The organism is Listeria farberi (genome assembly GCF_014229245.1).
Classification (GTDB): Bacteria; Bacillota; Bacilli; order Lactobacillales; family Listeriaceae; genus Listeria; species Listeria farberi.
In genome coordinates this window covers 91,034-106,093 of sequence record NZ_JAARZJ010000003.1, presented here as the reverse complement: position 1 = coordinate 106,093, position 15,060 = coordinate 91,034, and the positions used below count along the sequence as shown (strand labels likewise).

Genomic DNA, 15,060 nt, shown 5'->3' with positions numbered 1-15,060 from the left:
ACCTACCTTTTATTTAGTCGTTCTTTAATTTCGCGAACTTGATCTTCGAGTGTTTGTTTTTCTTTGTCTGTCATTTTATTTTCCGCTGGAGCAACTTGTTCCTTATCAAACCAATCCGGCAAAATTTCTTTCCGAGTTGTTTTTTGATAATTTCGGTTGTAATTATTCGTTTTTGGTGTGGCTGGTTCTTCTTGAAGTCGTTTATATTTCTCGTGCTCTTGCCACGCGAGATCCATTGCTTCTTTTGCTGTTTTTACATTTTTTCGTTTCCAGTGAGCCGCAATTGTCATCATGTAATTCTTGGAAAGTTTCCGGTCAAGCCGTAGTAAAACATACTCGATTAGCACATTCATTACAGGCACCGGTAAATTTTGCTGATTCATAACTTCTTCCACGACGCGCAAATCGGTTTCAGCAGGAACCGCACCATCTGAAATATCTACCAATAGTTGAAAGGGGGTAATGCTCTCTAAATATACTTGCAGCGCTTCTTGATCATTTAACGTTTCTTCTGGTTCTTTATTTACGATAGTTTCCTGCTTCATTTTTAATTTTGGTGGAGCACCATTTTCAATAGTATAGCCTTCGCGAACGATTTTACGTAAATAAACGATGTCAACCTCTCCATTTGCATCAAGTGCTCGGTACAAATAACTCGGCATGTCTTTTTCAGAAACTTGATAAATCCCATTTAATTTTAAAATGGTTTGGCGCACTTCTTTGGTTATTTTTTCTCTAGAAATCATCCCGGGTGAAAGCAAGGATAAAAATAAATTAAAGTCAAAACTCGCATCATCAAATTCAATTTCTTTTGGCGCGACCTTGTCTGCTAGCTTTTGGCTAGTTTCCGTCGTAACAGCACTACTACCGCCTTTAAATGGTTCAAAAACATCTTGAAATGAACGAGTGATTTCGCTGTATGTATCTGTGTCAAATGCCTCGTCCGCAAAAAAACGACGCAAACGTTGAAACTGTGCATTGCCAATTTTGCTATATAAGTAAATATTTAATAGACCATCTGAAAAAAACTTTTCTGGTGATAACGGTGGCAGAATTTCGTAAATATAAAAGCGTTGATCGTTTTCGGTCTTCACATAACTCTTTAAAAGACCCAAGCCTTCTAATTTTAGCCGTGCCTCGAATAAAGCTTTCATACTAATATCAAGCATATTTAAAAGTTGGACGTGCGAATGCGCTTCTGACCACAGTCTGTTTTCTTCGACTTCTGTAAACAGTGTTTGGTACAAAGCTAAACATTCCGCCCCCATTAGCGGTTGATATAACATCGTAATAATTTTTCTGTCGGCACCGGTCAAGATTCCACTTGCTTTCACTTGATAGCTGTCTACCGCTTGAAGCTCCATCCAAAATTCCGTCAATTTACTCACCTATCTTTATTTTTTTCCATTAAATCTTTTAGTTCTTCTACAAAAACGCTAATATCTTTAAATTGGCGATAAACCGAAGCAAAGCGCACATATGCTACTTCATCGAGATTCGCTAATTTATTCATTACTTTCTCACCAATTAAATCAGAAGCGATTTCGCTGTCACCAATGTTTCTTAGTTCACGCTCTACTTCATTCACAATTTCTTCAATCTGTTCCGCACTTACTGGTCGTTTTTCGCAGGCTCTTATTAAGCCGCGTCTCACTTTTTCACGAGCAAATTCTTCTCTTGCCCCGTCTTTTTTCACAACTATTAAAGGACTCTCTTCTACCTTCTCAAAAGTAGTAAAACGAAATCCACATTTTTCACATTCACGCCGTCTCCGAATGGAATTGCCATCATCTGCCGGTCTTGAGTCTACAACACGTGTACCATTATATTGACAAGTAGGACATCTCACAAAAAATCACTCCTATCTCTAGCTTTCTCTATCTGTTTATTTGTATGCCTCATTATACCATGTGAAAGTAAGGGTGGCTATTTGTTCTTTACAAAACGTTCGATAATTGTATGAACTTGTTTTTGTGTCTTTTCAAGCGATTCATTATTATCAATGACAAAATCGGCTTTTTTGGCCTTTTCATCAATTCCCATTTGGCTATCAATCCTTGCTAAAGCTTCTTCTTTTGTTAAATTATTTCGCTCCATCAGACGTTTCAACTCTGTTTCTGGCGTGGTCCAAACAACGATAATTTGATCTACCAACGATTCTAAATGACTTTCAAATAATAACGGAATATCGAAAAAGACAATCTCCTCGCCTGCTTTGAAAAAATGTTCTCGCGCTTCTAACATGTAGTCTTTCACACGAGGATGCGTAATTTCATTTAACTTTTCACGCTTTTCTTTATCTTTAAAAATAATTTCTCCTAATTTGGCTCTGTTCAAAGTGCCGTCTGCAAGTAAAATTTCTTTCCCAAAATAGGCAATGATTTCTTTCAGTCCTTCTGTGCCTGGTTCAACTACTTTTCTAGCAGCAATGTCTGCATCAACTAACGGTATTCCAGCTTGCTGAATCAGGTTACTCACCGTAGATTTTCCTGTAGCTACACTTCCCGTTAATCCAATTGTTTTCCCCATGATTTCAGCTCGCTTTCTATTTTTGGCAATTCGGGCAAAAATGGGTCCCTCGTCCATTTAATTTGATTTTTTCAATCGGTGTTCCACAAATAACACACGGCTCACCCGTTTTACCATATACTTTTAATTTATCTTGATATTGTCCAAGTTTGCCTTGTGAATTCACATAAGTTCTGACAGTTGATCCCCCAAGAGCGACAGCTTCTTTCATAATGCTTTTTGTCGCTTCAAAAATACGCTTGATTTCTTTGTCAGAAAGTAAGTTGGCAGCTCTCTCCGGTCGCACCTTTGCTTCAAAACAAATTTCATCCGCATAAATATTTCCGACTCCAGCTACTAACTTTTGATCGAGTAAAGCCGTTTTGATAGCGCGGCTTGTTTTTTTCACGCCAGTCGCAAAATCCGTTAATGTAAATGATGGAGTTAGTGGTTCTGGACCGAGTTTTTTTATTGAGCGTGTCTCTCCTTCGCCGTATTTATTGGTGACTTCCATCGTGCCAAATTTCCGTACATCTAAAAAACGCAATTCTGTGTGATCTTCAAAATGAAAAATAATATGAGTATGCTTGCTGACTTCCTCGTTTTCGTTCATTAAACGAAATTTACCTTCCATTCGTAAATGAGATAAAATCGTACAGTTTGTTAAATCGAATAATAAGAATTTACCGCGACGGCGCACTGCTTCTATTTCTTGCCCGACAAGCATATGCACAAACTCATCGGGTGGGGTTGCTACAATCATTTTGGGAACACGGACAATCACTTGATCTATTTTTTTACCTGGGACTAATTCTTGTAATGTTGCGCGGACATTTTCTACTTCCGGCATTTCTGGCATATATAAACTCCCCGTTTCTCTATTTATTTCGCGTCATACCAAGTGTCGCCAAATGCGCTATCAACTTTAAGTGGCACAGAAAGTTCTACCGCATTTTCCATTACATCAGGTACAATCTCTTCTAATTTTGCAATTTCGACTTCAGGCGCTTCAAAGATAAGCTCATCGTGCACTTGAAGTAACAATTTTGCTTCTAAATTCTCAGATTTTAAGCGTTCATTCATGAGTATCATTGCTTTTTTAATAATATCCGCGGCGCTACCTTGAATAGGTGTATTCATTGCTGTTCTTTCAGCAAATCCCCGCACATTGAAATTACGGCTAACGATTTCTGGAATATAACGACGACGATGTAAAATGGTCTCTACATAGCCTTTTTCTTTTGCAAAACGAACGATATCTTGCATATATTCTTTCACAGCTGGGTAACTCACAAAATAACGATCAATAAAGTCTTTTGCTTCTTTTCTCGTAATACCAAGGTTTTGAGAAAGCCCATAATCACTAATACCGTATACAATTCCAAAGTTTACTGCTTTGGCTTGACGACGCATTAACGAATCTACTTCATCTTGCTCGACATGAAACACATCCATTGCTGTTTTTGTATGAATATCATAGTCGTGTTTAAATGCATAAATTAAATTCTCATCTTCAGAAATATGTGCTAAAACTCGCAACTCAACTTGAGAATAATCGGCCGAAAACATTTTCCAACCAGGTTTACTTGGTACGAAAACTTGTCTGATTTTACGACCTTCTTCTAAACGAATTGGGATATTTTGTAAGTTCGGATCGACTGAACTTAAACGTCCTGTTTGCGTTAAAGTTTGGTTGAAACGTGTATGGACTTTATGTGTTTCTTTGTCTGTCACCTTAAGTAGTCCTTCGATGTAGGTGGACTGAATTTTACCAAGTTGACGATATAATAAAATTTCATCAATAATTGCATGTTTACCTGATAAGCTTTCCAGTACATCCGCGGCTGTCGAATATCCTGTTTTTGTTTTCTTGACTGGAGGAAGTTCCAACTTTTCAAATAAAATCACACCTAGTTGTTTTGGTGAATTGATGTTGAATTTTTCACCAGCTAGTGAATGAATAGACTCTTCTAAGGTTTTCAATCTGCCAGCTAGTTCAACTTTCATATTTTCAAGGCGAGCTGTATCTACGTTAACACCTTGCATTTCCATCTCTGCTAAAACAAAAGTTAATGGTAACTCGAGGTCGTCCATTAAAGCTAATTGTTCATTTTTCTCTAAATCATCTACCAATCTCTTTTCTAAACCAGCAATCGCTACTGCTTTTCTAGCAAGATGAGCTGCAACAATACTCTCTTCTGGTGTGCTTCGTTTAGCACCTTTTCCATAAATCGTCTCATCTGTCTCTACTTCAGTGTAGTCATGCCTCACTGCTACACTTGTAAAATCATCAATGGAATCAGATGGGTTTAATAAATAAGAGGCTAACATAATATCAAATGTGATGCCCGAAATAGCAAAACCAATACGATTCATCGCCACCATAGTTTTCTTCGCATCATACACTACTTTTGTTTGTTCACTTTCTACCCATTTGCGAAATGCCTCACTACTTTCAGCTGTTTCTTTTGTAAAGAAATATGTTCCTTGACTGGAATGAACTGTCAGCCCGATGAAGTTTGCTGTATGGTAATTATCATTTTCTAGCTCCACATAAAGCGCGGTTTTCCCACCAAAGTGTTGTTCTTTTAATTCCGTTACGATTTCAAAAGACAATTCTTTTAGTTCTTTCGATTCCTCAGGCGTATCACCTTCGATATTTTTCAAAAGTGTTGTAAAATTCATTTCTTTTAATAAAGGGATAACTTTTTCCGTTTGAAAGCCTTCATATTTCGTGCTTTCCACCGTGCATTCAATCGGTGAATCCACATTGATTGTAGCTAACTCTTTACTTAAAATAGCTAATTCTTTATTTTCCAGCACTTTTTCTTTTAGTTTTTTTCCAGAAATTTCTTCGGCATGTTCTAACACGCTTTCCACGGATCCACCAAATTCATGTAACAGTTTTAAGGCTGTTTTTTCACCGACACCTGGAATTCCAGGGATATTATCGGATGAATCACCCATTAAGCCTTTCATATCAATAATTTGTTCAGGAGTTAGATTGTATTTTTCTTTTAGTGTTTCTGGTGTGTTGGTTTCCATATCGGCTATACCTTTTTTAGTAATATAAACCGTTGTTTTTTCAGAAGCTAATTGCGTTAAATCGCGGTCTCCGGTAATGATAGCAACTTCCATTCCATCTGCTTCCGCTTTTTTTGTCAACGTTCCGATAATATCATCTGCCTCATAATTAGCAAGTTCATATTGCGGAATATCATACGCCGTTAAAAGTTCTCGGATGAATGGAAATTGTTCAGATAACTCACTCGGGGTTTTTTGACGTCCACCTTTATAACCTTTAAATGTTGTGTGTCTAAAAGTTGTTTTACCAGCATCAAATGCAACGAGCACATGGCTGGGTTTTTCTTTTTCGAGTACATTCATCAACATCATCGCAAATCCATACACCGCATTTGTGTAAACACCTTTATCGTTATTTAAAAGCGGTAACGCATAAAAAGCGCGATTCGCGATACTATTTCCATCAATTAATACTAATTTATTCACAGGGATATCCTCCTCGATATAATCATTCACTTGTGTCTATTTTACCATAGGAACATAAAAACAAACCACTTATCCGAATGGGATTAAATGGTTTGTTTTAAAAACGTACTTTTATGATTAAATGTACAATTACAGACTAGTTTTAGAGTTTAAAGATGAAGTATTTTAGAAGTTTTTTATTAATTCATCCGCAAATTCCGAACATTTAACTTCTGTCGCCCCGTCCATTAATCGAGCAAAATCATAGGTTACCGTTTTCGCAGCAATGGTTTTTTCCATTGACTGATTAATTAAGGCTGCTGCTTCACCCCAACCAATATGTTCAAGAAGAAGTGTCCCAGATAAGATCACCGATGAAGGATTTACTTTATCAAGACCAGCATATTTCGGAGCAGTACCATGTGTTGCTTCAAAAATCGCATGGCCTGTTAAGTAATTAATGTTCGCTCCTGGAGCAATACCAATTCCACCTACTTGAGCAGCAAGTGCATCAGAAATATAATCTCCATTTAAATTCATCGTAGCCACAACATCGAATTCAGCTGGACGAGTTAAGATTTGTTGTAAGAATATATCTGCAATAGAATCTTTCACTAAAATTTTCCCAGCAGCAAGCGCTTCACTTTGTTTCGCATCAGCAGCTTCTGTTCCTTCTGCTTCTTTAATACGATCATACTCATTCCAAGTAAATACTTTATCGCCGTATTCGCGTTCACATAACTCATAACCCCAGTTTTTGAAAGCTCCTTCTGTGAATTTCATGATATTCCCTTTGTGTACGAGCGTTAATGATTTACGACCTTCTTTAATTGCATATTCAATCGCGGAACGAACTAAGCGCTCTGTTCCTTCTTTGGAAATTGGCTTAATGCCAATACCAGAAGTTTCCGGGAAACGGATTTTATCAACGCCAAATTCAGATTTTAAGAAGGCTATTAGTTTTTTTGATTCTTCGCTACCTTCTTTAAATTCAATGCCTGCATAAATATCTTCTGTATTCTCACGGAAAATGACCATATCTGTATCTTCAGGACGTTTTACAGGTGATGGTACGCCTTTGAAATAACGAACTGGACGTAAACATACATATAAATCTAGTTCTTGACGTAAAGCAACATTTAATGACCGAATACCTCCACCAATCGGAGTTGTAAGTGGTCCTTTAATAGCAATCAAATATTCGTCAATTGTATCTAAAGTCTCTTGTGGTAACCATTCACCCGTTTGCTTAAATGCTTTTTCACCAGCTAATACTTCTTTCCAAGCGATTTCTTTTTCACCATTGTAAGCTTTTTTTACTGCGGCATCTAAAACGCGTTTCGCAGCTGCCCAGATATCTGGGCCAGTTCCGTCCCCTTCAATAAAAGGAATGACTGGATTGTTTGGTGTTTTTAGCACACCATTTTCTACTTGAATTTTTTGACTCATAAAGTTTGTTCCTCCTCCATTAAATTCGTTCTTCTACAGGTAAATAACTTCTATTTTCAGGTCCAACGTAGATAGCACGGGGACGAATAAGACGATTATCACGATATTGTTCAAAAATGTGCGCTAACCAACCGGAAACACGACTCACGGAAAATACTAATGTAAATAAATCCCGGTCAATACCAAGCGCATGATAAACGGAGGCAGAATAAAAATCGACATTCGGTTTTAAATGTTTTAATTCCCAAACTGATTCTTCTACTTGTAGCGAAATATCAAACCACTTCTCTTCGCCTTTTTCGGCAGTTAACTTTCTGGACATTTCACGCAAATGTTGCGCACGCGGATCCCCGCCTCGGTAAACACGATGGCCAAAACCCATGATTTTTTGTTTAGTATCGATTTTTTCTTGGATATAATTACGTACATCGCCAGCTTGATCAATCTCTTCTAGCATATCAAATACACGTTCATTAGCGCCGCCGTGAAGTGGACCTTTTAGCGCACCAATCGCAGCAGTTACGCCGGAATAAACATCCGAAAGCGTTGCCACACAAACCCTCGCTGTAAAAGTAGACGCATTAAACTCATGGTCAGCATGCAGTACAAGTGCTTTATTCATCGCTTCTACCGATAATTCATCTGCTTCTTCTCCTGTAATCATATAAAGAAAATTTGCTGCCATATTTAAATCTTCTCTTGGCGGAATCGGATCAAGCCCGCGACGAATTCTTGAAAAAGCAGCAACTATGGTTGGCATTTTTGCTTGAAGACGCAAGCCTTTGCGGTAAACTGCTTCCCCATCATCTAATTCAGCTTCTGTATCAAATACACCGAGCATGGAAACTGTTGTTCTTAAAACGCTCATTGGATGCAATTTTTGATGATTCTGCATTCTTAAACTTGTAATAATGGTTTCAGATACTGCCATATTTTCTTGAATTTCTAATTTAAATTTTTTAAATTCTTCTTTATTAGGTAAGCGTAAATGCCATAATAAGTAAATCACTTCTTCAAAAGAAGCATTATTTTCCATCAAATCATCTATACCGTAACCAACATAAGTTAACATATCATCAATGATAGAACTAATGGAAGTCTCAGCCACATATACATTTTCCAACCCTTTAGATAACGTCATTTCGTTTCCTCCTTTTATCCTTTTTTACGTATGTATTTATTTTATGAATGCAACTAACTGCATTGCCATATACGCAATACCAGCTGCAATTACCGGTCCAGCAGCAATCCCTCTGAAAAGCACTACTGCCAAAATGGTGCCAAATACAAGTGAAACAGTTACTTGTGGATCAACGGCCATATAGCCTACACCCTTTTTCGCTAAAATAGAAACAGCAATCCCTGCCCCGAGACCAATCCAGCCAGCTGCCGATTTAAAAGAGTCAATTAAATCTTTAAAGCCGATTTGACCTGTCGCAATTGGAATTAAGATGGCAACAGTAATAATCGTGACGCCCCAATTAATTCCTTTGGCTTGAATCATTTCCATTACTTTGCCATCAACATGAAATAACTTCAATAGAATAACGACAGCTACGGCAATAATAAGCGAATTATTTTTTGCTATAAGTCCGAGAAGTAAAAAAAGAAGTAAAAATAACATACTTTCCGTAAACATATTAAGTCACCTTTCAATATCACGCATCTAGGAAGCGAGATAACAATTATTATATCATAAACATACCTTATAGTAATACTAAAATGCCATAAGGAAAATGAATTACCCTTTTTTCAATGAAACCTCTATAGAAAGTTTTTCCCATAGAGGTTTTCATTACATATCAAAATAATAATATTGCGTGTGTTTCTTTTGATTTCCAAGCCATTTTGTTAATTTAGGTTTTAATAATTTGCGGGAAAACGGAATAAAAATGAGTAGCCCAAGTATGGTTGTTATAACACCTGGAATAATTAATAAAAAACCAGCGATAAAAAAACACAGACTATCCAATAAATACGGGGCTACGGTCCGTCCATCTCGTAAATTTCGGAAAAGATTGCCTCCAAGACGTTTGAAAATAAAAATACCAAAAGCACTTGAAGCTATTTGAATAAAAAGAAGTGGCCAAAAGCCAATTACTTGGAATAACCAAACGTACATAATTAACTCAATTAAGCCATATAAAGCCCAATAAAGAATAAATTTTCTCATAAAATCAACTCCAATACTTACTCTCTATTATAACCTATTTTGGCGTAATCGAAAAACAATACAGGCGTGCGCATAAAAAAAGCGTCCCGCATGCGGGACGCTTTTAAAAAGTTAACTATTAATGTGTGGCTGTTTTGCCGTTATACACAACGCCTTGACGAGAATCAACAGTAATGATTTCACCGTCTTTTACAAGAGATGTTGCATCTTTAGCGCCAACGATGACAGGAATGCCAAGGTTGATTCCTACAACTGCTGCGTGGCTAGTCAAGCCGCCCTCTTCCACAACAACTGCTGCACTTTTCTCGAATGCAGGTAGCATTTCTTTATCCGTTGTTTTAACGATTAAGATTCCGCCTTCTTCTGCTTTTTCAAGTGCTTCTGCATTGGATTTAGCAACGATTGCTTTACCGATAACAGATTTGCTGCCAATACCTTGGCCTTTAACAACTTTTTCACCAATTAACTGGATTTTCATAACGTTTGTTGTTCCGCTTTCTGTAACTGGAACACCAGCAGTAATGATGATTAAATCGCCTTGTTTCGCTACGCCTGAAGCAAGAGATTCTTTCACTGCAAGGTCGAACATTTCGTCAGTGTTGCTAACTGGAGTAGCTAGACGAGGATAAACACCCCATGAAAGTGCTAAACCGCGGTATACATGCTCGTTGAATGTTACAGCAACGATATGAGATTTTGGACGGTATTTAGAAATCATACGAGCTGTGTGACCACTTTGAGTCGCAGCAACGATTGTTTGAACGTTTAGGTTTTTCGCAGTATGGCCAACTGCTTGACCGATAGCTTCTGTCATATCCGTATTTTCGTGAAGTTTAAGCGCGAATTTATCTTGAGCAACTAGTACTTCTTCTGTACGAATAGCGATTTTCGCCATCATTTTAACTGCTTCTACTGGATAATCCCCAGCAGCTGTTTCACCAGATAACATAATTGCATCAGTTCCATCAAAAATCGCATTGGCTACGTCACTTGCTTCAGCGCGAGTTGGACGTGGGTTGCGTTGCATGGAATCAAGCATTTGTGTTGCAGTAATAACAGGTTTACCAAGTTTATTACATTTTCTGATAAGTTCTTTTTGTACAATCGGAACTTCTTCAGCTGGAATTTCAACACCAAGGTCACCACGAGCAACCATTAGACCTTGAGATACTTGTAAGATTTCGTCAATATTGTCAACGCCTTCTTGGTTTTCGATTTTAGGAATGATTTGTACGTGAGTTGCATTGTGCTCTTCTAAAATTTTAGTAATTTCAAGAACATCTGTAGCACGACGTACAAAAGATGCAGCGATAAAGTCAATACCTTGTTCTAAACCAAAGCGGATATCAGCAGCATCTTTTTCTGTGATTCCTGGTAGGTTGATAGAAACGTTAGGTACGTTAACACCTTTTTTATTTTTAAGTACACCTGGGTTAAGTACTTTAGTAACTAGTTCGCGATTAGCTTCGTCTTTTTCGATTACTTCAAGGCCGATTAAGCCGTCATCAAGTAAAATGGAAGAACCAATTTCTACGTCATCATAAAGTTCGCCGTAAGTTACGGAGAATTTTTCTTTTGTTCCTTCAACAGGAGTCATAGAAACACGTACAACATCACCTGTTTGGAATTCTAATTTTCCGCCGACCATGTCGTTTGTACGGATTTCTGGACCTTTTGTATCAAGTAAGATAGCCACTTGTTTACCAGTTTTTTTCGATGCTTCACGGATATTTACAATACGCGCACCGTGCTCTTCAAAGTCTCCGTGAGAGAAATTAAGACGTGCTACGTTCATTCCTGCTTCGATCAACTGAACTAAAGTGTCAACTGATTCACTTGCAGGACCAATTGTACAAACAATTTTCGTTTTTTTCATGTTATTACTCCTCCTAGAACTTAGCTATTCATTCGTATTTATTATAAACATATATTACCTATTTTACCAGTCACAACCTTGCAAAACAAGTAAGTTTGTGAATAAGAGCGCAAATTGTGAAGCATGGTAACGATAACAAGAAAACGTTTTCCGGATTGCTACAGCACGCTTAATTAACAATTGACTTCTCTTTTTTCTCAAAGTCTATTTTTTATACGTTACTAAAATTTTTCACAAAGAAAGGCTACCATGCTTTGTCATGGCAGCCAGCTCTTCAGCCGTTTTAAATCGACAAAATAGATGCAAGATCAAATAATTTTTGATCAAGAGTGTGTTTTTCTTTCAAAATCTCACTAATGTCATTTTCGACAATTCTATTTTCACGGATTCCAACAGCTAATCCTCCGCGGTTTTCTAACAATAATTCTACTGAACGTGCACCGAGACGACTTGCAAGTACACGGTCAAATGCAGTCGGGCTACCACCACGTTGAACGTGTCCAAGAACAGTTACACGTGCATGATAATCGCCATATTCAGCTAATTGTTTAGCGAATTCGTTACCAGACATTACACCTTCAGCAACGACGATAATACTGTGTTTTTTACCACGTTCGCGACCTTTGTTCAAACGATCCACGACATCATCCATATTAAAGCTTTCTTCTGGAACGATGATAGCTTCAGCGCCACCAGCAAGACCAGACCAAAGAGCGATATCACCAGCATCACGACCCATAACTTCAATAATGAAAGTACGTTCATGACTAGTAGCTGTATCACGGATTTTATCAAGTGCATCAAGAACAGTGTTTAAAGCTGTATCAAAACCAATAGTAAAATCAGTTCCAGAAATATCATTATCAATAGTTCCTGGGATACCAATAGTTGGGAAACCACGTTTTGTAAGTGCTTCCGCTCCGTGGTAAGAACCATCTCCACCGATTACAACTAAACCATCGATTTGATGTTTTTTCAATTGTTCAATTCCTTTAAGTTGTCCTTCTTCTGTAGCAAATTCAGGATATCTTGCGGAATAAAGGAATGTACCTCCGCGGTGAAGTAAATCACCAACAGAACCTAATTCTAATTTACGAATATCGCCATTGACTAGCCCTAAAAAGCCATAGTTAATACCGTAAACTTCGAGTCCTTCATAGATTGCTTTCCGTACAACAGCACGAGTGGCTGCATTCATTCCTGGAGCGTCTCCTCCACTTGTTAAAATTGCAATTCGTTTCATTTTACTTACCACCTCAGACAATGATATTGTTTTTCATCACATGTGTTTATTCTACATGAAAAAAGGTCAAATGAAAAGCTCCAACAAAGCACTTTTTTAAAGCGTAACCGCTTGCATATGCGCTTTCTTATATCGGTCTATTCCGATTTGACCAAAAAACGGCTTTATAGCTTAAATAAATATAATTGGTCTATACTTGTGAACGAATAAACTTTCTTTCCCCATTTGGCATATACCAAAGAAGCGAATTTCCATATTTTAGGAAATCCGCTTCTTTCTTTATTTATAAAGTCTCATATACGCCGATTTTCTTGAATTTTTCATAACGTTGTTCCATTAATTGTTCCTCAGAAAATGCCATTAGAGCATGTAAAGACTTCGTGATAGTTTTGTTAATTTCTTCGGCTTGTGCTGTTAAATCTCGGTGTGCACCGCCTTTTACTTCTGGAATGATTCCATCTGTAATGCCAAGTTCAAATAAATCACCAGCTGTAATCCGCATAGATTCGGCTGCTTTTTTTGCTTGACTAGCATCTTTCCATAAAATGGCTGCAGCTCCTTCTGGTGAAATAACAGAGAAAACCGCATTTTCAAGCATGAAAATTTGATTTCCAACACCAAGAGCAAGTGCACCACCACTTCCACCTTCACCGATAACAATAGAAATAATCGGTACTTTCATATCGCTCATTTCATAAAGATTTCTAGCAATTGCTTCACTTTGGCCCCGTTCTTCTGCAGCTCGACCAGGATAAGCGCCTTTTGTATCGATGAAACAAATAATTGGTCGACCAAATTTATCTGCTTGTTTCATCAAACGTAGTGCCTTACGGAAACCTTCAGGATGAGGCATACCAAAATTACGGTGCAGATTATCTTTTGTATCTTTACCACGTTGGTGTCCAATAACTGTCACAGGAATACCTTTGAAAGTGGCGATACCACCAACAATTGCAGCATCGTCACCAAATGCACGATCCCCGTGAAGTTCCATAAAGTCTTCAAATAAAAGCGAAATATAATCAAGTGTAGTAGGTCTGTCCGGATGGCGAGCTACTTGAAATTTATCCCAAGCAGTCATATTGCTATAGATGCTGGATTCTAACTTAGTTAAGCGTTTTTCTAGCTTTTCAATTTCATTAGTCAAATCAACATCAGAAGTCTCATTATATTCCTTTAAGTCAGCGATTTTACTTTTTAATTCTAAAATTGGCTTCTCAAATTCCATTTCATTCGCCATCAGATTCACCTCCAACTTCAGGTGTTTTCACATGGATTTTTAAAATAAAGCTTAATTTATTTTGTAAATCAAGTCGTGAAATACAGTCATCTAATTGTCCATGCTTTAATAAGAATTCCGCTGTTTGGAAGTCTTCTGGTAATTCTTCACGAACAGTTTGCTCAATCACTCGGCGACCAGCAAAACCGATAAGTGCGCCGGGTTCCGCAAAATTATAATCTCCAAGTGATGCAAAACTAGCAGAAACGCCACCAGTAGTCGGATGCGTCATTACCGTAATGACAAGTCCACCGTGATTACTAAATCGTTTAAATGCGGCGGAAGTTTTCGCCATTTGCATAAGTGAAAGCATTCCCTCTTGCATACGAGCACCACCAGAAGCAGTGAAAATTACAAATGGTTTACTTGATTTATCAGCTTCCTCTACTGCACGAAGAATTTTTTCGCCGACAACGGAACCCATACTCGCCATTCTAAAGCGTGAGTCCATAACAGCAATCACAAGCGGATTACCATCAATCGTAGCATGACCAGTAACAATCGCTTCATTCAAACCACTCTTCTGCTTATCTTTCTCAATTCGATCCATATAATTTTCAAAACCAAGTGGATTCGCAGTCGTTAAATTAGCATCAATCTCTTCAAAAGAGCCTGCATCAACTAACATATCAATTCTAGCTGTAGCACCAATTGGATGGTGAAAACCACAATAATTACATACCATAAGATTCTTTTGCAATTCTTTGGTATACATTATTTTTTTGCATTCTGGACATTTTGTCATAATACCTTCTGGAACATCTGCTTTCGTCCCATCAGAAGGAATTGTGGCATATTTTCTCTTTTTTGGTTTTGTAAACAAGTCTCCTAGCAAGGATAACCCTCCCCATTTACGCTTTCTATTGTGGTTATTAACGATTCTTAATGTTGTAAAAATAAAAAATGAATAAAGACATGAAACATAAATCCATCGCATTTTTCCACAAGAAGACAAAATGCCAGTCTATCCGAATTACAACTGGACAGACTGCGCAATATTGTTTTCCACGTTAAACTATAACATACTTTCTATAAATATAGAA

13 protein-coding genes are annotated in these 15,060 nt (G+C 37.6%); all 13 read right to left on the bottom strand.

Annotated elements, in window-relative coordinates; translation table 11 throughout:
* Positions 1 to 2: 2 nt before the first annotated feature.
* The 13 genes from HCB45_RS03650 to accD all read right to left on the bottom strand — a co-directional run bounded on the left by HCB45_RS03650 (position 3) and on the right by accD (position 14,852).
* The gene (locus HCB45_RS03650; RefSeq protein WP_185618871.1) at positions 3 to 1,379 is read right to left on the bottom strand and encodes a replication initiation and membrane attachment family protein; all 1,377 of its coding nucleotides are present in this window, start codon (positions 1,377 to 1,379) and stop codon (positions 3 to 5) included.
* Positions 1,380 to 1,384: 5 nt separating this feature from the next.
* On the bottom strand, positions 1,385 to 1,849 hold the full coding sequence (nrdR, locus tag HCB45_RS03645; RefSeq protein WP_003723246.1) for a transcriptional regulator NrdR: 465 nt from the start codon (positions 1,847 to 1,849) through the stop codon (positions 1,385 to 1,387).
* A gap of 77 nt (positions 1,850 to 1,926) precedes the next feature.
* Positions 1,927 to 2,529 carry a dephospho-CoA kinase gene (gene coaE, locus HCB45_RS03640; RefSeq protein WP_185618868.1) on the bottom strand — a complete coding sequence of 201 codons (603 nt, stop codon included), beginning with the start codon at positions 2,527 to 2,529 and terminating at the stop codon, positions 1,927 to 1,929.
* Positions 2,530 to 2,545: 16 nt separating this feature from the next.
* A complete protein-coding gene (gene mutM / locus HCB45_RS03635; RefSeq protein WP_185618866.1) occupies positions 2,546 to 3,367 on the bottom strand; it encodes a DNA-formamidopyrimidine glycosylase in 822 nt (273 codons plus the stop codon).
* Between the two features lie 23 nt (positions 3,368 to 3,390).
* Complete coding sequence (gene polA / locus HCB45_RS03630) at positions 3,391 to 6,018, bottom strand: DNA polymerase I (protein WP_185618863.1); 2,628 nt, start codon at positions 6,016 to 6,018, stop codon at positions 3,391 to 3,393.
* Between the two features lie 165 nt (positions 6,019 to 6,183).
* Entirely contained in the window at positions 6,184 to 7,446 is a 1,263-nt protein-coding gene (icd, locus tag HCB45_RS03625; protein ID WP_185618860.1) for an NADP-dependent isocitrate dehydrogenase, read from the bottom strand.
* A gap of 19 nt (positions 7,447 to 7,465) precedes the next feature.
* A complete protein-coding gene (gene citZ / locus HCB45_RS03620) occupies positions 7,466 to 8,587 on the bottom strand; it encodes a citrate synthase (RefSeq protein WP_185318879.1) in 1,122 nt (373 codons plus the stop codon).
* Between the two features lie 36 nt (positions 8,588 to 8,623).
* A complete protein-coding gene (locus HCB45_RS03615) occupies positions 8,624 to 9,085 on the bottom strand; it encodes a DUF441 domain-containing protein (RefSeq protein ID WP_069009767.1) in 462 nt (153 codons plus the stop codon).
* Between the two features lie 156 nt (positions 9,086 to 9,241).
* Entirely contained in the window at positions 9,242 to 9,619 is a 378-nt protein-coding gene (locus HCB45_RS03610) for an FxsA family protein (RefSeq protein ID WP_185618857.1), read from the bottom strand.
* A 118-nt stretch (positions 9,620 to 9,737) separates the two neighbouring features.
* Positions 9,738 to 11,495, bottom strand: coding sequence for a pyruvate kinase (gene pyk, locus HCB45_RS03605; RefSeq protein ID WP_185618853.1), 1,758 nt, complete (start codon positions 11,493 to 11,495; stop codon positions 9,738 to 9,740).
* Positions 11,496 to 11,778: 283 nt separating this feature from the next.
* Complete coding sequence (gene pfkA / locus HCB45_RS03600; RefSeq protein WP_003723299.1) at positions 11,779 to 12,738, bottom strand: 6-phosphofructokinase; 960 nt, start codon at positions 12,736 to 12,738, stop codon at positions 11,779 to 11,781.
* 283 nt (positions 12,739 to 13,021) lie between these two features.
* Complete coding sequence (locus HCB45_RS03595; RefSeq protein WP_185618850.1) at positions 13,022 to 13,978, bottom strand: acetyl-CoA carboxylase carboxyltransferase subunit alpha; 957 nt, start codon at positions 13,976 to 13,978, stop codon at positions 13,022 to 13,024.
* Complete coding sequence (gene accD / locus HCB45_RS03590) at positions 13,968 to 14,852, bottom strand: acetyl-CoA carboxylase, carboxyltransferase subunit beta (protein WP_185618848.1); 885 nt, start codon at positions 14,850 to 14,852, stop codon at positions 13,968 to 13,970. Before accD ends, HCB45_RS03595 begins: the two co-directional genes overlap by 11 nt.
* Between the last annotated feature and the right edge of the window lie 208 nt (positions 14,853 to 15,060).

Bases quoted from the DNA above. Each gene is read 5' to 3' on its own strand.
- HCB45_RS03595 (WP_185618850.1), bottom strand. From the start codon at position 13,978: ATGGCGAATGAAATGGAATTTGAGAAGCCAATTTTAGAATTAAAAAGT.
- pfkA (WP_003723299.1), bottom strand. From the start codon at position 12,738: ATGAAACGAATTGCAATTTTAACAAGTGGAGGAGACGCTCCAGGAATG.
- citZ (WP_185318879.1), bottom strand. From the start codon at position 8,587: ATGACGTTATCTAAAGGGTTGGAAAATGTATATGTGGCTGAGACTTCC.
- pyk (WP_185618853.1), bottom strand. From the start codon at position 11,495: ATGAAAAAAACGAAAATTGTTTGTACAATTGGTCCTGCAAGTGAATCA.
- HCB45_RS03610 (WP_185618857.1), bottom strand. From the start codon at position 9,619: ATGAGAAAATTTATTCTTTATTGGGCTTTATATGGCTTAATTGAGTTA.
- HCB45_RS03615 (WP_069009767.1), bottom strand. From the start codon at position 9,085: ATGTTTACGGAAAGTATGTTATTTTTACTTCTTTTTTTACTTCTCGGA.
- icd (WP_185618860.1), bottom strand. From the start codon at position 7,446: ATGAGTCAAAAAATTCAAGTAGAAAATGGTGTGCTAAAAACACCAAAC.
- mutM (WP_185618866.1), bottom strand. From the start codon at position 3,367: ATGCCAGAAATGCCGGAAGTAGAAAATGTCCGCGCAACATTACAAGAA.
- coaE (WP_185618868.1), bottom strand. From the start codon at position 2,529: ATGGGGAAAACAATTGGATTAACGGGAAGTGTAGCTACAGGAAAATCT.